This window comes from Cupriavidus sp. CP313 (assembly GCF_054072015.1).
Map to the genome: position 1 here is coordinate 115,937 of NZ_JBSVZB010000020.1, position 20,106 is coordinate 136,042.

General features: G+C 66.7%; 19 protein-coding genes. 7 read left to right on the forward strand and 12 right to left on the reverse strand.

The genetic code is table 11. From position 1 onward, the window contains the following. Positions 1–32: 32 nt before the first annotated feature. Positions 33–740 (forward strand): glutamine amidotransferase, encoded by a 708-nt coding sequence (locus tag ACW4E8_RS25215; RefSeq protein ID WP_456807006.1) that lies wholly within the window; start codon positions 33–35, stop codon positions 738–740. Further along, positions 737–1,456, forward strand: coding sequence for an MOSC domain-containing protein (locus ACW4E8_RS25220; protein WP_456807007.1), 720 nt, complete (start codon positions 737–739; stop codon positions 1,454–1,456). Before ACW4E8_RS25215 ends, ACW4E8_RS25220 begins: the two co-directional genes overlap by 4 nt. Positions 1,457–1,467: 11 nt before the next feature. Here the strand turns inward: ACW4E8_RS25220 and ACW4E8_RS25225 are convergent, their stop codons facing one another. From ACW4E8_RS25225 to ACW4E8_RS25235, 3 genes are all read right to left on the reverse strand, one after another. Further along, entirely contained in the window at positions 1,468–1,719 is a 252-nt protein-coding gene (locus ACW4E8_RS25225; protein ID WP_456807008.1) for a DUF1289 domain-containing protein, read from the reverse strand. A gap of 102 nt (positions 1,720–1,821) precedes the next feature. Further along, a complete protein-coding gene (locus tag ACW4E8_RS25230; RefSeq protein ID WP_456807009.1) occupies positions 1,822–2,226 on the reverse strand; it encodes a type II toxin-antitoxin system HicB family antitoxin in 405 nt (134 codons plus the stop codon). A gap of 42 nt (positions 2,227–2,268) precedes the next feature. After that, a complete protein-coding gene (locus ACW4E8_RS25235; RefSeq protein WP_432260156.1) occupies positions 2,269–2,451 on the reverse strand; it encodes a type II toxin-antitoxin system HicA family toxin in 183 nt (60 codons plus the stop codon). 212 nt (positions 2,452–2,663) lie between these two features. Between ACW4E8_RS25235 and ACW4E8_RS25240 the strand changes: the two genes are divergently transcribed. Together ACW4E8_RS25240 and ACW4E8_RS25245 are read left to right on the forward strand one after the other, a co-directional pair. Continuing rightward, a complete protein-coding gene (locus ACW4E8_RS25240; protein ID WP_456807010.1) occupies positions 2,664–3,134 on the forward strand; it encodes a PaaI family thioesterase in 471 nt (156 codons plus the stop codon). A gap of 143 nt (positions 3,135–3,277) precedes the next feature. Next, on the forward strand, positions 3,278–4,291 hold the full coding sequence (locus tag ACW4E8_RS25245) for a cation diffusion facilitator family transporter (RefSeq protein WP_456807011.1): 1,014 nt from the start codon (positions 3,278–3,280) through the stop codon (positions 4,289–4,291). Between the two features lie 31 nt (positions 4,292–4,322). Here the strand turns inward: ACW4E8_RS25245 and ACW4E8_RS25250 are convergent, their stop codons facing one another. Then, positions 4,323–4,868, reverse strand: coding sequence for a carboxymuconolactone decarboxylase family protein (locus ACW4E8_RS25250; protein WP_456807012.1), 546 nt, complete (start codon positions 4,866–4,868; stop codon positions 4,323–4,325). 126 nt (positions 4,869–4,994) lie between these two features. On the opposite strand from ACW4E8_RS25250, the gene ACW4E8_RS25255 reads away from it, so the two are divergent. Next, a complete protein-coding gene (locus ACW4E8_RS25255; protein WP_456807013.1) occupies positions 4,995–5,846 on the forward strand; it encodes an AraC family transcriptional regulator in 852 nt (283 codons plus the stop codon). Between the two features lie 142 nt (positions 5,847–5,988). Here ACW4E8_RS25255 and ACW4E8_RS25260 read toward each other — a convergent pair whose 3' ends face one another. The 6 genes from ACW4E8_RS25260 to prpB all read right to left on the reverse strand — a co-directional run bounded on the left by ACW4E8_RS25260 (position 5,989) and on the right by prpB (position 14,984). Beyond that, entirely contained in the window at positions 5,989–7,113 is a 1,125-nt protein-coding gene (locus ACW4E8_RS25260) for an asparaginase (RefSeq protein WP_456807014.1), read from the reverse strand. 229 nt (positions 7,114–7,342) lie between these two features. Beyond that, on the reverse strand, positions 7,343–8,797 hold the full coding sequence (locus ACW4E8_RS25265) for a bifunctional 2-methylcitrate dehydratase/aconitate hydratase (RefSeq protein WP_456807015.1): 1,455 nt from the start codon (positions 8,795–8,797) through the stop codon (positions 7,343–7,345). 26 nt (positions 8,798–8,823) lie between these two features. Then, positions 8,824–10,014: a 2-methylaconitate cis-trans isomerase PrpF gene (gene prpF, locus ACW4E8_RS25270; protein ID WP_456807016.1), complete on the reverse strand. Its 1,191-nt coding sequence runs from the start codon at positions 10,012–10,014 to the stop codon at positions 8,824–8,826. 81 nt (positions 10,015–10,095) lie between these two features. Beyond that, positions 10,096–12,708 carry a Fe/S-dependent 2-methylisocitrate dehydratase AcnD gene (gene acnD, locus ACW4E8_RS25275; protein WP_456807017.1) on the reverse strand — a complete coding sequence of 871 codons (2,613 nt, stop codon included), beginning with the start codon at positions 12,706–12,708 and terminating at the stop codon, positions 10,096–10,098. 122 nt (positions 12,709–12,830) lie between these two features. After that, positions 12,831–13,988 carry a bifunctional 2-methylcitrate synthase/citrate synthase gene (prpC, locus tag ACW4E8_RS25280; protein WP_456807018.1) on the reverse strand — a complete coding sequence of 386 codons (1,158 nt, stop codon included), beginning with the start codon at positions 13,986–13,988 and terminating at the stop codon, positions 12,831–12,833. Between the two features lie 87 nt (positions 13,989–14,075). Further along, positions 14,076–14,984, reverse strand: a complete 909-nt coding sequence (prpB, locus tag ACW4E8_RS25285) for a methylisocitrate lyase (protein WP_456807019.1) — start codon at positions 14,982–14,984, stop codon at positions 14,076–14,078. A gap of 281 nt (positions 14,985–15,265) precedes the next feature. Here prpB and prpR point away from each other — a divergent pair, with 281 nt between their 5' ends. Beyond that, the gene (gene prpR / locus ACW4E8_RS25290; RefSeq protein ID WP_456807020.1) at positions 15,266–17,230 is read left to right on the forward strand and encodes a propionate catabolism operon regulatory protein PrpR; all 1,965 of its coding nucleotides are present in this window, start codon (positions 15,266–15,268) and stop codon (positions 17,228–17,230) included. A 13-nt stretch (positions 17,231–17,243) separates the two neighbouring features. Here prpR and ACW4E8_RS25295 read toward each other — a convergent pair whose 3' ends face one another. Then, positions 17,244–18,245 carry a cysteine synthase A gene (locus ACW4E8_RS25295; protein ID WP_436221768.1) on the reverse strand — a complete coding sequence of 334 codons (1,002 nt, stop codon included), beginning with the start codon at positions 18,243–18,245 and terminating at the stop codon, positions 17,244–17,246. A gap of 115 nt (positions 18,246–18,360) precedes the next feature. Next, positions 18,361–18,654, reverse strand: coding sequence for a putative quinol monooxygenase (locus ACW4E8_RS25300; RefSeq protein WP_010812104.1), 294 nt, complete (start codon positions 18,652–18,654; stop codon positions 18,361–18,363). 224 nt (positions 18,655–18,878) lie between these two features. Here ACW4E8_RS25300 and ACW4E8_RS25305 point away from each other — a divergent pair, with 224 nt between their 5' ends. Next, positions 18,879–20,102 (forward strand): HD-GYP domain-containing protein, encoded by a 1,224-nt coding sequence (locus ACW4E8_RS25305; protein ID WP_456807021.1) that lies wholly within the window; start codon positions 18,879–18,881, stop codon positions 20,100–20,102. The last annotated feature ends 4 nt before the right edge of the window (positions 20,103–20,106 follow it).

The window sequence follows — 20,106 nt, forward strand, 5'->3', positions numbered from 1 at the left end:
TGGGGACCCCTTTCGACCGGCAGGAGTCCCCGATGGCAACGCGTACCACTCATGTGATCCAGCACGTCGCATTCGAACATGCGGGCGTGATCGGCAATGCCTTGCGCGCGCGCGGGCACGCGTTGCAGGTGTTCCAGGCCGGTGTCGATGACCTGGCACCCATCGCGGACAATCCGGCCGATCTGCTGCTGATCCTGGGCGGCCCCATCGGTGTCTATGAAACCGATGCCTATCCCTGGCTGGAGGCCGAGATCGCCTTGATCCGCCAACGCCTGGCGGCTGGCGGCAAGATGATCGGGGTTTGCCTGGGCGCGCAGCTGATCGCGCGTGCTGCCGGCGCGCGCGTCTACGCGGGCACGCGCGAGATCGGCTGGGCGCCGATTTCGCCTACGCCGGCGGGACAGGATTCCGCGCTGGCCGAACTGGCCACCGCCCACTGGGAGGTGCTGCACTGGCATGGCGATACCTTCGACCTGCCGCCCGGCGCGCAACTGCTGGCGTCCACCGCCGCGGTACAGAACCAGGCCTATGCCATCGGCAACCAGGTGCTGGCGCTGCAATTCCACCCCGAGGTCATGCCGCGCGATATCGAGGCCTGGCTGATCGGCCATACCGTCGAGCTGGCCAAGGCCGGCATCGATCCGCGCACCATCCGCGCGCGTACTGCGGAAGTCGGTGCCACGGTGGCGGCCGCCGGCGAGCGCATGTTCGCGCGCTGGCTGGAGGAAGCCGGGCTATGAGCCAGCCGGCATCGCCTGTGCGCGCGGTGATTGGCGCCGTGTTGACGGGACAGGTGCGCCCGTTCGGGCCCAAGGGCGTGCCCAGCGGCATCGCCAAGACTGTGGCTGGCGAGCGGATTCGCGTGACTGCGCTTGGACTCGAAGGCGACGGGCAGGGCGATCCGCGCCATCACGGTGGCCCGGAAAAGGCGCTGCACCACTACGCCTTCGATCATTACCCGGCGTGGCGCGAGGAACTGGCTGCGCAGGGTGCGCAAGGCAACGGTGTGCTCGACGTTCCGGGCGCCTTCGGCGAGAACCTGAGCGCCACCGGGCTGACCGAGGCCGCCGTCTGCATCGGCGACCGCTTCCGTCTGGGCTCGGCGCTGGTGGAGGTATCGCAGGCACGCCAGCCGTGCTGGAAGCTCAATCATCGATTCGGCTATGCAGGCATGTCGCGCGCCGTGCAGCAAAGCCTGCGCACCGGCTGGTACTACCGTGTACTGGAGACTGGCGACGTGGCGGCGGGCGATACGCTGGAACTGGTGGCGCGCCCCTGTCCGCGATGGTCGCTGCAGCGCCTGCTGCAGGTGCTGTATGTCGACCGGCTGGACTATGCCGCGCTCGCGGAAATGTCAGAGCTGGCACCGCTGGCCGAGAACTGGCGCAAGCTTGCCCGGCAGCGCGTGGAACGGCGTGAAATCGAAGATATGGAGCGGCGGCTGGCGGGCGGCTGAGCGCCGCAGCCTCAGCCCTGGCGGAACCGCTTCCCCGTGCCTTCGCGGGTAATGCGCTCCCAGACCACCTGTTTTTCCTCTTCGCTGAAGAACACCCAGTTGCTGACCTCGGTCGCGGTGCGGCCGCAGCCCTGGCAGATCTCGTCGAACAGCGTCGAGCAGATGCCGATGCAGGGGCTGTCCGGGCGCTCGGACAGCGTGGAATCCGTGGTGCCGTGGTCCGGTTCAGGGCGGAGCGGGGCGGATTCTGAGGGCGACGGCATGGTGGCGGGAGGGGTTGGGGGTGAAACGGGGGGACATTATAAGGGTTGAGGCGGTTATACCCGGCTCCAACCTTTGTTGCGAAAGGGCCCGCGCGCCTGCGCCTAGCGTTCTTGGGCAAGCGCTGCCAGGGCTGCGCGGGCAAGGAACCCACTCCGTGTCTCATGGCGCTTTTCGACGTACACATCGATCTGTTGCAAGACGAAGCGCGGAAGACTGACATTGATGCGCTCCGGTCGCGCATCCAGCTTGCTCACATCCACATCGGCCAGGGCCCAGATAGCGCCGGCGTATTCTTCCTTCGCGATGAGTTCTTCGATCGTCGAGCACCGGACGTTCACCGGCTCGCCAAGCTCGACCAGCGTAGCAATGTGGCCTCTGATGGCTTCTCTTGCGTTGCGAACGGCGTCGTCGATGGTTTCACCCCAGGAATGGCAGCCTGGGACGTCCGGTACCGTTACGCCATAAACGGTTCCACCTTCCTTATGGATGGCGATCGGGAACTCCATTGAACTCTTCTGCATGGCGTAGTGGGTGGCGAGAACGGTGGGCTATCGCAAGCCGGCAGCCTTGAGGATGCTCTGAAGCGTTCCGGTGGGCAGGTCTTGCTTTGGATGCGGGACCGTTACCAAGCCTCGCTTTTCAGGATGTTTGAAGTGGTGATGGCTGCCGGTAGTACGGGCGAGCGTCCAGCCATCTTGCTCAAGAATCCGAATCAGTTTGGAAGATCGCATCGCATGCCGTGTGTATTTATACACACCGGATATGTGTTGGTCAATCCGATGTGTATTTGTGTGTGCAAAGATGCGTCATTCAGCCATTCATGTGAATGGTACGTCCCTTAAATGCCTGGGCACGTCACAACTACGCGACGAGTAATTGAGCATGCCCTGCCAGCCGAATACGCTTCATGCACGACCTTGCACAATGCTGACCGGAGCCACCCATGCCCCAAGCCATCGCCACCTTGCCCCTCCAGCACGATCGCCAAGTCACCGTTGACCCACGCATGCGCGCCACGGTCGACAACGTCCTGATAGGCTCCCCGGTGGCGCGCGCCCTAGGCGTGCGGCTGGCCTGCCTGGCCCCCGATCATGTCGAGCTGGAGATGCCGTTCCTGCCGACCAACGTGACCCACGGCAGCATCGTCCATGGCGGCGTCATTGCCACGCTGATCGATATTGCCGGCGCCGCGGCGGCAGCTTCTGGCGCCAGTGCCGACGAAGTGAAGGGCGGGGCGACCAGTTCGCTGTCTATCCAGTACCTGGCCCCGGCACAGGGTGCGGCGCTGCGCGCGGTGGCTATGGTGGTGCGGCGTGGGCGCCGGCAGGTGGTCACCGACGTGTCGGTCTATGCGGAAGCGCAGGACGAGGGCGTACTGGTGGCCAAGGCATTGATGAGCAGCGCCATGTTCTGAATCCGGAGCGGACGCATCGTGCGTCCGTTTTCAAATGTATAAAACGCAATTAACCGCCGGAAATTCACCTTCACACCCAGGCGCGCCAGTACACTGGCGCGATCTGCTCCCAATGCAAAGGGGCAGCTTCGTGGAGGAAAGCGATGCAGCATGGGCCTGAAACGGCGCAGCAGGGCGGGGCATCAACGTCCCCGGCGGCTGCCGCACCCCAGACGCTCCCGGCAAGCCCCGCACCTTCGGGGTCGCGTATCGCTGTCTACGGCGCGATTGCCGCCAACGTGGCGATCGCTGCCACCAAGTTTGTCGTCGCCGGCGTGACCGGCAGTTCGGCAATGCTTTCCGAGGCCATCCATTCCACCGTCGACACCGGCAATGAGCTGTTGCTGCTGGTAGGCATGGCGCGCAGCCGCCGGCCGGCCGATGCCATGCACCCGTTCGGGTACGGCAAGGAACTGTATTTCTGGAGCCTGATGGTCGCCGTGCTGCTGTTCGGCGTTGGCGGCGGCATCTCGGCCTATGAGGGCGTGCTGCATATGCTGGACCCGGCGCCGCTGACCGATCCGCACTGGAACTACATCGTGCTGGGCTTTGCGCTGGTGTTCGAAAGCGCCAGCTTCAGCATTGCGCTGCGCGCGTTCCTGCAGGAAAAGGGTGAGGTGCCGTTCTGGCGCGCAGTGCGCAACAGCAAGGATCCGACCACGGTGACCGTGCTGGCCGAGGACGCTACGGCGCTGGCCGGTCTGGTGATCGCCGCACTGGGGGTGTATGCCAGCCATCGGCTCAATATGCCGGTGCTGGATGGGGCGGCCTCATTGCTGATCGGGCTGCTGCTAGCCGGCGTGGCCACGCTGCTGATCGTGCAGAGCCGCAGCCTGCTGGTGGGCGAGGGAATCGACAAGGAGATGGCAAGCGCCATGCGCCAGATCGTGCTGGACGACCCCGCGGTCCAGTCAGCCGGCATGCCGCTGACCATGCATCTTGGGCCGGCCGAGGTGCTGGTGACGCTGGACGTGCAATTCCATCCGGAAACGGTTGCCAACGGCGCCGCGGGCGCCATCGACCGGATCGAGCGCCGCATCCGGGCGCGGTTCCCTCAGGTCAGCCGGATCTTCATCGAGGCCCGGCTGATGACCGAGAGCACGCGCGCGGCGGCCTGAAGGCCGCCACCGCGTACCCGGTTGCGGCAGGTCATGCAGCCGCGCGCAGCTTGATCTTCGGAAAATCTACCGGCACCGCGAAGGCGACGTTCACGTAGTTGGTGAACAGGTTCAGCGCCACATGCGCCAGGATCTCGACGATCTGTTCGTCGTTGAAGCCAGCCTCACGCAATTGCGCCACATCGGCATCGCTGACCTGGCCGCGGTGGTTGACCAGCTTGAGCGCGAACGACAGCGCCGCGGCGGTCTGTGCATCCTGCGCCCGGCCAGCCTGCGCCTCGGACATTTCCTGGACGGTGGCGCCGGCCTTCTGGCCGAGCGCGGTGTGGGCGGCGAGGCAGTATTCACACTGGTTTCGATCGGCCACGGCCACGGCGATCTTCTCGCCCAGGGCCGCACCCAGCACACCGCCGCCGAGCGCACCGAACGCGCCCCACATGCTGCGCAACGCAGCGGGGGAATTGGCGACGGCGCGGAACATGTTCGGGGCGACGCCGAAAGCACCGTGGATCTCGGCCAGCAGGGCCTGGCTGTCGCCCGTGGCGGTGGCGGGATTGACGAGGGGAACGCGGGACATGGTGGACTCCTTGGTACAGGTTGAAAGGACAAGGCAGTTGCGATCGCCTTGACTGCAGTATGGGCAACCATCGAGTACCATTGGGTGCGTAAAGTCCTGTGTACATACCAATTCGTCCAGACTGCCATGTCCGAACCCATCGACCGTCTCTCCGCGCTGCTGGAGCGGTTTCGCGCGCGCGCCCACCTGTTCCATCAGGGGCCGCTGTGCGGACTGACCCAGTTCGCGGCGCAGCCGGGCCGTGGCTTCCTGCATGTCCTGCGCCGCGGCGAACTGGAGCTGCGGCACCCGCCTGGCATGGGCCTGCCGGGCAGCCTGCGCTTTGACGAGCCCACGCTGTTGTTCTACCCGCGCCCGGTCCACCACATGTTCCACAACCCCCCGCAGGAAGGCTCGGATTTCACCTGTGCAGCGCTGGACTTCGACGGAGGTGCGCGCAACCCGGTAGTGCGCGCGCTGCCGCCGCTGATCGCCTTGCCGCTGGCGCACGTGGCTGGCCTGGAGCAGTCGCTGGCGCTGCTGTTTGCCGAGGCCGGCCAGGTGCGCTGCGGCCACCGCCTGCTGGCCGACCGGTTGTTCGAGGTAGTGCTGATCCAGCTGCTGCGCTGGCTGATCGACCACCACCAGGAGGCCGGCATCCAGGCGGGCCTGATTGCCGGCCTGTCCGACCCGCGCCTGGCACGCGCGCTGGTGGCGCTGCACGAGGCGCCGGGCGAGCCGTGGGACCTGCCGCGCATGGCGGCGCGCGCAGGCATGTCGCGCAGCGCCTTTGCCGCGACCTTCCGGCATGTCGTGGGGCAGCCGCCGGCCGACTACCTGACCGACTGGCGCCTGACGCTGGCGCAGGCGCAGTTGCGGCTGGGCCGCCCGGTGAAATCCGTGGCGCTGGAGTTGGGCTATGCCAATGCGTCCGCGCTGTCGCGTGCGTTTACGGCACGGCTGGGCCAATCGCCAAGGCAATGGCTGGAACGGGACTAAGGGGAAAACGCAGGGGAGGAGGCCGGGAAGCTGGTGCCAGCCGATGCAGCCGCCGGTTTGCTCCCCTCTCCCGCGTACGGGAGAGGGGCCGGGGGAGAGGGCAGGAGCGTCTAGCGGCGATACCGCTTGCTCCACGACCTCATCAGTATTTCCAGAAGACTTGCTGCAGCGCCTTGGTGTCGTTGCTCTGCGTCAGCGCCAGCGCCATCAGGATGCGTGCCTTCTGCGGCAGCTGGTCGTCGGTGACAATCCAGTCGTACTTGTCATCCGGCTGCTCTGCATTGCGGACCACCACGCCGCTGCCGGTGCGCGAGGCGCGCACGATCTGCACGCCCTTGGCGCGCGCGGCCTTGAGCGACTCGACCATGTAGTCGCCGACGCTGCCGTTGCCGGTGGCGGCATAGATGATGGCCTTGGCACCGCTCTTCACCGCGGCGTCGACCGCGGCCGGATTGGCGTTGCCGTAGGCGTAGAGCACCGCCACTTCAGGCAGCTTGTCGATCTTGTCGATGTCCCACTGCGTCTGCTGCGTGTGCGGACGCGCCGGCAGGCGGTAGAACAGCGTGCGGCCTTCGACCACGTAGCCCAGCGGGCCGAACGGCGAGCGGAAGGTCTCGGTCTTGAAGGTGTTGCTCTTGGTGACGTCGCGGCCGGTGTGGATCTCGTCGTTCAGCACGGCCAGCGTGCCCTTGCCCTTGGAGGCAGGGTTGGAGGCGACCAGCACGGCGTCGTACAGGTTGAGCGCGCCATCGGCGCCCAGCGCGGTGCCCGGGCGCATCGAGCCCACCACCACCACCGGCTTGTCGCTCTTGAGCGTCAGGTTCAGGAAGTAAGCGGTTTCCTCGATGGTATCGGTGCCGTGCGTAATGACGATGCCGTCCACGTCCGGCTGCTTGAGCAGTTCCGATACGCGCTTGGCCAGCTTCAGAAGGCGTTCGTTATTGAAGCTCTCCGAACCGATCTGGAAGATCTGCTCACCCTTGACGTTGGCGACCTTGGAGATCTCGGGCACCGAGGCGATGATCTTGTCGACCGGCACCACGGCGGACTGGTAGGCCGCGGTGTTGGTCGCCGATGCGCCGGCGCCGGCAATGGTGCCGCCGGTGCCGATGATGACGATATTGGCCTTGCGGGCTTCGGCCTGGGCTGTGGCGGGTGCGGCGGCAGGTTGTGCGGCGGGGGCGAGCTGCGCGTGGGCAGTGCCGGTGATCAGGCTCGCCGACAGCAGGGCGGCAGCCAGCGTGGTGACGCGGGTGATTGGCTTCATGGTTCTCCTCGGTATTTATACGAACGTGTGGCCCGTACTGGATTCGGCCCGACATACCTTATGGGTGGAATGGTGCCGTCCGTGTTCAGTCAGTGGCTGCCGGCAACGGGGGCCTGTGTTGCAGGGCCCGGTTGCCGGCAGCGGCAAAGACTATACGTCAGGAGAAATTTGTGCGGGAGGCGCGCGCCAGGGTTATGCCGATTCGGCATGAAAGTGCCGGGGCGATAACTCAGATCGCATACATGTCGAGGTACTCATTGACCGGGATGGCCTCCAGCCGCGCCTGGTCCAACGACGCGGCCAGGATGGCCTGCTGCTGTTTCGGCGGGAAGCGGCGGGCGAGGTTGGTGCGGAATTTCTCCACCAGCAGCGGGATGCCCTCGGCGCGGCGGCGCTTGTGGCCGAGCGGGTATTCGACCAGCACCTCGTCCAGCACGGTGCCGTCGATCAACGTCACGGTCAGCGCATTGGCGATCGAGCGCTTGCCGGGGTCGTGGTAGTCGCGCGTCAGTGCGGGGTCTTCCACGCAGGTGATCTTGCCGCGCAGCGCGTCGATGCGCGGATCGGCCGCAACCTTGTCTTCGTAGTCGGCGGCGGTCAGGCGGCCGAACAGCAGCGGCACGGCCACCATGTACTGGATGCAGTGGTCGCGATCCGCCGGATTGCTGAGCGGACCCTGCTTGTCGATGATGCGCAGGCAGGCCTCGTGGGTGCGGATGGTGATGGCGGCGATATCCGCCGCGCTGCGCCCCGCGAGCGCCAGCGCGCCGTGCAGCTGCATGGCTGCCTCCACCGCGGTCTGCGCGTGGAATTCAGCCGGGTACGAGATCTTGAACAGGATGTTCTCCATCACATATGACCCATACGGCCGCTGGAAGCGGAACGGCTGCCCCTTGAACAGCACGTCGTAGAAGCCCCAGGTCCTTGCCGTCAGCACCGACGGATAGCCCATCTCGCCGGTGCGGGCGATCAGCGCCAGCCGCACCGCGCGGCTGGTGGCGTCGCCGGCGGCCCAGCTCTTGCGGCTGCCGGTGTTGGGGGCGTGGCGGTAGGTGCGCAGGCTCTGGCCGTCGACCCAGGCCAGCGATACGGCATTGAGGATCTCGTCGCGCGTGAGGCCGAGCATCTGCGCGACCACGGCAGTGGAGGCCACCTTGACCAGCACCACGTGGTCCAGCCCGACCTGGTTGAACGAATTCTCCAGCGCGATGCAGCCCTGGATCTCGTGCGCCTTGATCATCGCCGCCAGCACCGTCTTCATCGTCAGCGGCTTGCGCCCGGCGGCGACGTTGGTGCGCGAGATCCAGTCAGCGGTGGCCAGGATGCCGCCCAGATTGTCCGACGGATGACCCCATTCGGCCGCGAGCCAGGTGTCGTTGAAGTCCAGCCAGCGGATCATCGCGCCGATATTGAACGCGGCCTGGACCGGATCGAGCTGGAACTGGGTGCCCGGCACGCGCGCGCCGTTGGGCACGATCGTGCCCGGAACGATGGGGCCCAGCAGCTTGGTGCAGGCCGGGTAGGAGAGGGCCTCCAGCCCGCAACCGAGCGTGTCGATCAGGCAGTTGCGGGCGGTGTCGTAGGCGAGGCCGCTCTTGATCTCGTACCGGGTGACATAGTCGACGATGTCGACCAGCACCTGGTCCGGATCGGGGCGTTGCGCGGACGGCGTGTCGGTGGACATGATCGGCCTCGCGGGTGCGGCTCAGCTCAGAACGCGTCGCCGGGCACGCGCACCCAGCCTTCCATCAGCACGCGCGCGCTGCGGCTCATGATGGCCTTCCTGACCGACCATTCGCCATCGACCTGCTGCGCCTCGGCGCCCACGCGCAGCGTGCCGGACGGATGCCCGAAACGCACCGCGTTGCGCTCGCCGCCGCCGGCGGCCAGGTTGACCAGCGTGCCGGGAATGGCGGCGGCAGTGCCGATCGCCACTGCTGCCGTGCCCATCATGGCGTGGTGCAGCTTGCCCATCGACAGCGCGCGCACCAGCAGGTCCACATCGGCCGCGGCCACCTTCTTGCCGCTGGAGGCGACGTAGTCGACCGGCTTGGCGACAAAGGCCACCTTGGGCGTGTGCTGGCGCTTGGCAGCCTCGTCCACGTTCTTGATCAGGCCCATGCGCAGCGCGCCGTAGGCACGGATGGTCTCGAACATCGCCAGCGCCCTGGTGTCGCTGTTGATGGCCTCCTGCAGCTCGGTGCCGGTGTAGCCGATGCTCTCGGCGTTGACGAAGATGGTCGGGATGCCGGCGTTGATCATGGTGGCCTTGAGCGTGCCCACGCCCGGCACTTCGAGGTCGTCGACCACGTTGCCGGTGGGGAACATCGCGCCGCCGGCGCCTTCTTCCTCGGCGGCCGGGTCCATGAACTCAAGCTGCACTTCGGCGGCCGGGAAGGTCACGCCATCCAGCTCGAAATCGCCGGTTTCCTGCACTTCACCGTTGGTGACGGGCACATGGCCGATGATGGTCTTGCCGATATTGGCCTGCCAGATGCGCACCACGGCAACGCCGTTCTGCGGGATGCGGCTGGCATCGACCAGACCGGCGCTGATGGCAAAGGGACCGACCGCTGCCGACAGGTTGCCGCAGTTGCCGCTCCAGTCGACAAAGGGCTGGTCGATCGAGACCTGGCCGAACAGGTAGTCGACATCGTGGTCGGGACGCGTGCTCTTCGACACGATGACGGTCTTGCTGGTGCTGGAGGTGGCGGCGCCCATGCCGTCGATCTGCTTGCCATAGGGGTCGGGGCTGCCGATCACGCGCATCAGCAGCGCGTCGCGCGCCGGGCCGGGCACTTGTGCCGCTTCCGGCAAGTCCTGCAGGCGGAAGAACACGCCTTTGCTGGTGCCGCCACGGATATAGGTGGCGGGAATCTTGATCTGGGGTACGTGAGCCATGGAAATCTTTGTCCTGGTTGGCCCGGGCGGCACACACGCCGCCCGGGCCGACACACATGCCCCCCGGGCCCATGTCACAGCTTATGCAGCCGCACGGGTCGACTCAAGGAAGTCCTGCGCGAAGCGCTGCAGCACGCCGCCGGCTTCGTAGATCGACACTTCCTCGTCGCTGTCGAGGCGGCAGGTCACCGGCACTTCCACGCGCTCGCCGTTCTTGCGGTTCACCACCAGCGTCAGCGTGGCGCGCGGCTGGCGCTCGCCGATCACGTCATAGGTCTCGGTGCCGTCCAGGCCCAGCGTCAGGCGGTTCACGCCCGGCTTGAACTCCAGCGGCAGCACGCCCATGCCGATCAGGTTGGTGCGGTGGATGCGCTCGAAGCCCTCGGCGACGATGACCTCGACGCCGGCCAGGCGCACGCCCTTGGCGGCCCAGTCGCGCGACGAGCCCTGGCCATAGTCCGCGCCGGCGATGATGATCAGCGGCTGCTTGCGCTCCATATAGGTCTCGATGGCTTCCCACATGCGCACGACCTTGCCTTCCGGCTCGATGCGCGCCAGCGAACCCTTCTTGACCTGGCCGTCGACCACGGCCATCTCGTTGATCAGCGTGGGGTTGGCAAAGGTGGCGCGCTGCGCGGTCAGGTGGTCGCCGCGGTGGGTCGCGTACGAGTTGAAGTCCTCTTCCGGCAGGCCCATCTTGGCCAGATATTCCCCGGCGGCGCTGTTGAGCATGATCGCGTTGGACGGCGACAGGTGATCGGTGGTGATGTTGTCGCCCAGCACCGCCAGCGGACGCAGCGCCTTGAGCGTGCGCTCGCCGGCCAGCGCGCCTTCCCAATAGGGCGGACGGCGGATATAGGTGCTCTGCGGGCGCCAGTCGTACAGCGGGCTGGCAGACTCGCCGCTGGCTGCGGTGATGGCGAACATCGGCTCGTAGACCTTGCGGAACTGCTCGGGCTTGACGCTCTGCGCCACGATCGCGTCGATTTCTTCGTCGCTCGGCCAGATGTCCTTCAGGTAGACCGGCTTGCCGTCCTGGTCCGTGCCCAGCACGTCCTTTTCGATATCGAAGCGGATGGTGCCGGCAATGGCATAGGCCACTACCAGCGGCGGCGAGGCCAGGAAGGCCTGCTTGGCGTACGGGTGGATGCGGCCGTCGAAGTTGCGGTTGCCGGACAGCACTGCCGTCGCGTACAGGTCGCGGTCGATGATCTCTTGCTGGATCTTCGGGTCCAGCGCGCCGGACATGCCGTTGCAGGTGGTGCAGGCAAAGGCGACGATGCCGAAGCCAAGCTTTTCCAGGTCCGGCAGCAGCCTGGCTTCTTCCAGGTACAGCTCGACTGCCTTGGAGCCCGGCGCCAGCGACGACTTGACCCACGGCTTGCGGGTCAGGCCGCGCGCATTGGCGTTGCGCGCCAGCAGCGCGGCGGCGATCACGTTGCGCGGGTTGCTGGTGTTGGTGCAGCTGGTGATGGCGGCGATGATCACGGCGCCGTCCGGCATCAGGCCTTCGGCTTCCTGCGCGCGGGCCTTGTCCAGGTCGACGGCGATGCCGCGCTCGGCCAGCGCGGAGGTCGGCAGGCGCTTGTGCGGGTTGGACGGGCCGGCCATGTTGCGCACCACGCTCGACAGGTCGAACGTCAGCACGCGCTCGTAGTCGGCGTTCTTCAGCGAGTCGGCCCACAGGCCGGCGGTCCTGGCATACGTCTCGACCAGCTTGAGCTGCGCGTCGTCGCGGCCGGTCAGGCGCAGGTAGTCGATGGTCTGCTCATCGATAAAGAACATCGCCGCGGTGGCGCCGTACTCCGGGGCCATGTTGGAGATGGTGGCACGGTCGCCGAGCGTCAGGCTCGAGGCGCCTTCGCCGCGGAACTCCAGGTAGGCGCCGACCACTTTCTCCTTGCGCAGGAATTCAGTCAGGGCCAGCACGATGTCGGTGGCGGTGATGCCGGGCTGGCGCTTGCCGGTCAGCTCCACGCCGACGATATCCGGCAGGCGCATCCACGAGGCACGGCCGAGCATCACGTTCTCGGCTTCCAGGCCGCCCACGCCGATGGCGATCACGCCCAGCGCATCCACATGCGGGGTGTGGCTGTCGGTGCCGACGCAGGTATCGGGGTAGGCCACGCCACTATCAGCGTGGATCACCGGCGACATCTTCTCCAGGTTGATCTGGTGCATGATGCCGTTGCCCGGCGGGATCACGTCGACGTTCTTGAACGCCTGCTTGGTCCAGTCGATGAAATGGAAGCGGTCTTCGTTGCGGCGGTCTTCGATGGCGCGGTTCTTGGCGAAGGCATCGGGGTCGAAGCCGCCGCACTCCACCGCCAGCGAGTGATCGACGATCAGCTGCACCGGCACCACCGGGTTGACCTTGGCGGGGTCGCCGCCCTGGTCGGCAATGGCGTCGCGCAGGCCGGCCAGGTCCACCAGCGCGGTCTGGCCCAGGATGTCATGGCACACCACGCGCGCGGGGAACCACGGGAAGTCCAGCTCGCGCTTGCGCTCGATCAGCTGCCTGAGCGAATCGGTCAGCGTGGCGGGATCGCAGCGGCGCACCAGGTTTTCTGCCAGCACGCGCGACGTGTACGGCAGCTTGTCGTAGGCACCCGGCTGGATTGCCTCGACCGCGGCGCGCGCGTCAAAGTAATCCAGCTTGGTGCCCGGTAGCGGTTTGCGGTTTGCAGAATTCATGGTGTAGGGAAATCAATATAGGTATGAAAAAGGGGTAGTGGTCCCATGTCAGCGACCAACTACCCCCTTGCCCGCAGGCCCGGATCAATGCAACCCGACGCGGAGCAAACCGGCAGCCGGTCTTACTTGCGATCCTTCAGCGGCACGAACTTCAGGTTCTCCGGGCCGGTGTAGTTGGCACTCGGGCGGATGATCTTGTTGTCGATGCGTTGCTCAATAATGTGCGCGGCCCAGCCCGAGGTACGCGCGATCACAAACAGCGGCGTGAACATCGCCGTCGGCACGCCCATCATGTGGTAGCTCACCGCGCTGAACCAGTCCAGGTTCGGGAACATCTTCTTGATGTCTCCCATCACCGTTTCCAGGCGCTCGGCGATGTCGAACATCTTCATCGAGCCGGCGTCCTTCGACAGCTTCCGGGCCACGTCCTTGATCACCTGGTTGCGCGGGTCGCTGATGGTGTACACCGGGTGGCCGAAGCCGATCACGACTTCCTTGTTCTCGACGCGCCGGGTGATGTCGGCCTGCGCTTCATCCGGATTGTCGTAGCGCTTCTGGATCTCGAACGCCACCTCGTTGGCGCCGCCGTGCTTGGGGCCGCGCAGCGCGCCGATCGCGCCGCAGATTGCCGAGTACATGTCCGAACCCGTGCCGGCGATCACGCGGCCGGCAAAGGTCGAGGCGTTGAATTCGTGCTCGGCGTACAGGTTGAGCGACGTGTTCATGGCGCGCTCCCACAGTGCCGACGGCTTCTCGCCGTGCAGCAGGTGCAGGAAGTGGCCGCCGATGGAGTCATCGTCGGTTTCGACCTCGATACGCTTGCCGTTGTGGCTGTAGTGATACCAGTACAGCAGCATAGAACCGAGGCTGGCCATCAGGCGGTCGGCGATATCGCGCGCGCCCGGGGTGTTGTGGTCTTCCTTCTCCGGCAGCACGGTGCCGAGCACCGACACGCCGGTGCGCATCACGTCCATCGGGTGGGCGCTGGCGGGCACCCATTCGAGCGCGGCCTTCACATTGGCGGGCAGGCCGCGCAGGCTCTTGAGCTTGGCCTTGTAGGCGGCCAGCTCGGATTTGGTCGGCAGCTTGCCGTGCACCAGCAGGTGGGCGATTTCCTCGAACTCGCAGGTCTCGGCGATGTCGAGGATGTCGTAGCCGCGGTAGTGCAGGTCGTTGCCGGTGCGGCCGACGGTGCACAGTGCGGTATTGCCGGCGGTCACGCCCGACAGGGCGACGGATTTCTTGGGCTTGGGAGTGACGAGCGGTTGCGCTTCGGACATCTGGGTCTCCTTTATGTGATGCCTGGTATTGCCTGTCTGTTGTCGTGCAAGCGGCCGGGACATAGCCCGGCCGCGCGTGAGTCTTGCTTACTTGCCCTTGCCTTGTGCGAAGAGCGCGTCAAGCTTCTGCTCGAAGTCATGGTAGCCGATGCTCTCGTAGAGCTCGGCGCGGGTCTGCATGGAATCGACCACGTTCTTCTGCGTGCCGTCGCGGCGGATGGCCGCGTAGACGTTCTCCGCCGCCTTGTTCATGGCGCGGAAGGCCGACAGTGGGTACAGCACCATCGACACGCCGGCGCCGCCGAGTTCCTCGGTGGTGAACAGCGGCGTGGCGCCGAACTCAGTGATATTGGCCAGCACCGGCACCTTCACCGCATCGACAAACTTGCGGTACATGGCCAGGTCGGTCATGGCTTCCGGGAAGATGGCGTCGGCGCCGGCTTCCACGCACGCCACGGCGCGCTCGATGGCCTTGTCCAGGCCTTCGACGGCGAGCGCGTCGGTGCGGGCCATGATGACGAAGTTCTCGTCGGTGCGGGCGTCGACGGCGGCCTTGATGCGGTCGACCATTTCACCCTGCGTGACGATTTCCTTGTTGGGACGGTGGCCGCAGCGCTTGGCGCCGACCTGGTCTTCGATATGCATGGCCGCCGCGCCGAACTTGATCAGCGACTTGGTGGTGCGGGCCACGTTGAAGGCCGAAGCGCCGAAGCCGGTGTCGACGTCCACCAGCAGCGGCGTGTCGCACACGTCGGTGATGCGGCGGATATCGGTCAGCACGTCGTCCAGGTTCGAGATGCCCAGGTCCGGCAGGCCCAGCGAGCCGGCCGCAACGCCGCCGCCCGACAGGTAGATGGCCCGGTAGCCGGCGCGCTTGGCCAGCAGGGCGTGGTTGGCATTGATGGTGCCGACTACCTGCAGCGGATGCTCGTCGGCAAGCGCCTGGCGGAAACGGGCGCCAGCGGAGCGCGCGAGGTCGGAAGCGGAGTAGGTCATGGCGTATGCGTTGGTGAACAGGACGGGCCCAATACTGCAAGGGGTGTGCCAAGCCCCTGTACGGGCACTCGGAAAATCCGCCAGCCCTTGTCAGCGCAGGGCTGGCGGGCATGGCGGCTGGCCTCGCTGCCTATTTCATGTCATCTTTTCAGCACAATTGAATTTCAAAATCACAAGTTTGGAATTCAAAGTTGAAATCCTGGGCTGCGTGGCGGACAATGTGCCAGCACTGTACGCCTGTTCGTCCCGGGTTTCACCACGCATTCTTTCCGCATTGCACCATGGCTCCTCCCGTTTCCACGCAAGCCCGTCCGCGCATCTGGGCCATCGGCATCAGCCGCCTGGCACGCGCCTTCGCCGACCTGATTCCGGCCTATGCCGACCGGGCCGAATTCCGCATCGTCGGCAAGGGTTTCGAGGCCGCCGCCAGCGCCGTGGCGCGCGAGGCGCGCGAGGGCCGGCTCGACGTGGTGGTGGCGGGCGGCTCCAATGGCGCCTACCTGCGCCAGCACGTGGATGTGCCGGTGGTGCTGGTCAAGGTCACGGGCTTTGACGTGATGAGCGCGCTGGCCACCGCGCGGCGCATCTCGCCGCGGGTGGCGCTGGTCACGCACGCGTCGACGTATGCCGAGGTGGACGAATTCGTGCGCGCGTTCTCGCTGTCGGTCCCGGCCTATACCTACCTGACCGAGGACGATGCCGTGGCGCGCGTGAAGGCGCTCAAGCAGGAGGGCATCCAGGTCGTGGTCGGCCCCGGCCTGGTGACCGACCTGGCCGACCGCTATGGCCTGACCGGCGTGTTCCTGTACTCCGGCAACTCGGTGCGCATGGCGCTGGAAGACGCGATCGAGGCTGCGCGCCTGCGCCGCATCGAGGCCACCCGGCGCGACTACGTCAACACCATCCTGGCGCACCTGAACGAGGGCGTGGCGGCGGTGGATGCCGAAGGGCGCATCCAGTCGTTCAACCCGGCGATGGAGCGCTTTCTCGGCACTTCCGTTGCTGCCGCGGTCGGGCGCAAGCTGCAGACGCTGGCGCCAAACCTGGCGCTCGAAGGCGTGATGCAGAGCGGCGACAAGGAACTGGAAGCGATCCACAAGCTCGGCGACAAGATGGTGGTGGTCAACCGCATCCCCATCATCAGCGAGGCCGGCACCACTGGCGCCGTGCTGACCATCCAGGACGCCAGCGCGATCCAGCGCGTGGACCGCAACCTGCGCTCGCGCGCCCGCACGCGGCCGGCCGGGGTGCGCTACAGCCTGGACGACCTGGCCGGTACCTCCGCGGCCATGACCGAGCTGCGCGAGCTGGCGCGGCGCTACGCGGCGGTGGATTCCACCGTGCTGATCGGCGGCGAGAGCGGCACCGGCAAGGAGGTGCTGGCGCAGGGCATGCACGACGCCAGCCCGCGCCGCGCCTTCCCGTTCGTGGCAGTCAATTGCGCGGCCTTCCCCGAGGCGCTGCTGGAGAGCGAACTGTTCGGCTATGAAGAGGGTGCCTTCACCGGCGCGCGCCGCGGCGGCAAGGCCGGCCTGTTCGAGTCGGCCCACAACGGCACGCTGTTCCTCGACGAGGTGGGCGACATGCCGTCCGCGCTGCAGACGCGCCTGCTGCGCGTGCTGCAGGAAAAGCAGGTGCTGCCGATCGGCGGGCTCGATGCCGTACCGGTCAACGTGCGCGTGATCGGCGCCACCCACCGCGACCTGGCCGCGATGGTGCGCGATGGTTCCTTCCGGCAGGACCTGTACTACCGCCTCAATATCCTGCGCATCGAGATGCCGCCGCTGCGCGACCGCTCCGAAGACCTGCAGGAGCTGGCCGAGCTGCTGTACCGGCGCGCCCAGGAGCGCCTGGGCATGGACCGGCCGCAGCGCCTGCCCGCCGCGGCCCGCGCGCGGCTGGCGCGCTACCGCTGGCCGGGCAATATCCGCGAGCTGGAAAACGTGACCGAACGGATCGCCGTGCTGGTGGCCGGGCGCCGGCCGGACAGCGACGCGCTCCAGCGCGAGCTGCAGGCAGCCGTGCCGGAGCTGTTTGGCGATGGCGTGCTGGCGCCGGCCGAGGCCGGCCCTGAGCCCGCCGCGCCGGCAACACGCCCGCGCCGTTCACTGGCCGGCGTGAAGCAATCCAGCGAAGTCGAGCATATCCGGCGCGTGCTGGCCGAGTGCGGCGGCGACCGCGCCGCGGCCTGCCATGTCCTTGGCATCAGCCCGACCACGCTGTGGCGGCGGCTCAAGGCAGCGTGAGCCGCGCAAGGATTTACCCGGCGGGGCCGGCGCGCCGGAACGGAATCGGCTGCAACCCCTTGCCCTCCAGCCAGGCTTCATTGAACAGCCGTGCCATGTACAGGTCGCCGCGGTCGCATAGCAGCGTGACGATGGTATGCCCCGGCCCCATCTCGCGCGCCAGCGCCACCGCGGCGCCGACGTTGATTCCTGACGACCCGCCCAGGAACAACCCTTCCTCGCGCAGCAGGCGGTAGACCATGTCCACGCAGGTCTGGTCGTCGATGCGCACGGCATCGTCGATAGGCGTGTCCTGCAGGTTGGCGGTGACGCGGCTGGTGCCGATGCCCTCGGTGATCGAACTGCCCTCGGCCTTGAGCTCCCGGTGTTTGACGAAGTTATAGAGGGCGCTGCCGTGCGGGTCGGCCAGCACGATGCGCACGCCGGGCTTGTGCTCTTTCAGGCAACGCGCGATGCCGGCCAGCGAGCCGCCGGTGCCGGTGGAGCAGGTGAAGGCGTCGATATGCCCGCCGGTGGCGTGCCAGATCTCGGGGCCGGTGGTCTCGTAGTGGGCCTGGCGGTTGGCCAGGTTGTCGAACTGGTTGGCCCAGATCGCGTTGTCGGTCTCGTCGGCCAGCCGGCCGGCAATCTTCTGGTAGTTGTCCGGATCGGCGTAAGGCTTGGCGGGCACCGCGCGGACCTCGGCCCCGAGCATGCGCAGCCGCTCCATTTTCTCGGGCGACTGCGTATCGGGTATCACGACGATGCAGCGGTAGCCACGCGCCGCGCAAAGGTGGGCCAGGCCGATGCCGGTATTGCCGGCGGTGCCTTCGATGACCGTGCCGCCGGGGGTCAGCAGCCCGCGCCGTTCGGCATCACGGATGATGTAGAGTGCCGCGCGGTCTTTGACCGAGCCGCCTGGATTGAGGAATTCCGCCTTGCCGTAGATATCGCAGCCGGTTTCGGCGCTCAGGCCGGCCAGCCGGATCAGCGGGGTGTGGCCGATGGTGCCGGCAAATCCATCCCTGACTTCCATAGTGCACTCCTGCCGTGCCCGCTCCGGGCGTCACATTGAGTGATAGATCGGTGCGGCGGGAATGACAAGCAGGGGGACGGCCGGAAGTGACCGGGATTGCCCGTGGCCAGGCGGATCAGGCGGCGTTGAGCCAGCGGAAACTGAAATCGCCTTCGACGAAGTCCGCGCGCGATGCGTGGAAATCGCGCATATAGGGCCGGTTCAGGTGCGATTCGAGCGCGCGCTTGGAGTCCCAGACCATGTAGATCACAAAGACCCGCGCATCCTCGGCGTCTTGCCCGACGTGGTAGTCCAGGCAGCCGGGCTCGGTCAGCCCGCGCGAGCGCAGCGTGGTGAGCTGGGATACCAGCGCCTCGCGGCGGTGGGTCTTGGCACGGGCGATGCCGACTAGCGTGTACGTTCCGGACATGGGTGAACGGGGGCGACTGGCTGGCGTCTGTGAGCACTGGGCAGGCCATTGTAGCGCCGGCGCTACCGCCTCCGGCAATGCCCGAGGACGCCGTCCGGGCATTCGGGTGGCGCTTGACAAGGGCGGGCGGCACGGTTCTTCCCCGCAACGGGGGCTAAAGTCCTGCCGGCGGCTGCCGATATCCGGATCGACAACAAGAAAACCATGATCCGAGGGGGTAACGCATGTTGAGACGCATACGGTCGGAACAACTGCAGGTCGGGATGTTTGTCGCCAGGCTTGGCGGCCCGTGGATCAGCCATCCGTTCTGGCGCGCAAAGTTCCTGGTCGCCAATGAGGAGCAGGTTCGGCAGATACAGTCGGCAGGGGTGCAGGAGGTCTGGATTGACATCCTGAAGGGCCGCAACGTACCGGCGCCGGACACGCCGGAAATACCCGGACCCGTCCCGGCCCCGGAGTCGACACCCGACCCCATGGACCCGGCCACCGTGCCGCAACCTGCCGCCACGCTTGATGCCGAGATTGTCCGCGCGCGCGAGCTGCTGCAATCCGGCAAGGCCGTGATCGGCTCGATGTTCGCCGACATCCGCATGGGCCGGGCGCTGGAGGTCAACGGCGCGCTGCTGCTGGTCGACTCGGCCTCGCGCTCGCTGTCGCGCCATGGGCAGGCGTTGCTGGCGCTGGCGCGGCTCAAGGCGCGTGGCGACGACAACTACCTGCACGCCTTCGCCGTCTGCGCGCTGATGATCGCCGTCGGCCGCACGCTGGGCCTGCCCGACGACGAGGTGCGTGAGCTCGGCCTGGCCGGCCTGGTCCACGACATCGGCAAGCTGACGCTGCCCGCGGCCCCTGTGCACAAGGCCAGCGAACGCACGCCCGAGGAAGAGGAGATCTACCGCCGGCATCCGTCGGCTGGCTACCGCATCCTGAACGAGGCCCGGCTCTATTCGAACATCCCGCTCGATGTCTGCGTCCACCATCACGAACGCGTGGACGGGCGCGGCTTCCCCTACGGCCTGGCGGGGAGCGAACTGAGCGTGCACGCCAAGATCGGCGCGATCTGCGATGCCTATGACTCGCTCACTTCCAGCCGCCCGGGCCACCAGCCGTGGTCGCCGGCCCGCGCCATGGAATACATGGCCGTGCGTGTGGACACGCTGTTCGACCGGCGCGTGTTCAAGGCCTTCACCCGCACCGTCGGCATCTATCCGCTCGGCACCGTGCTGCGGCTGCGTTCGAACCGGCTGGCAGTGGTCTGCGCGCAGAACGAGGCCGATCCGCTGCGGCCGAAGGTGATGGCGTTCTATTCCGTATCGCAGTCAAGACCGACACCCACCGAACTGATCGACCTGCGCCACAGCGACGAAACGGTAGTGGCGTTCGAGAATGCCGCTGACTGGGGGTATACGGATGAGCAGTTGATGGAGATGTATGCGGCGGCGGCCTGAACCG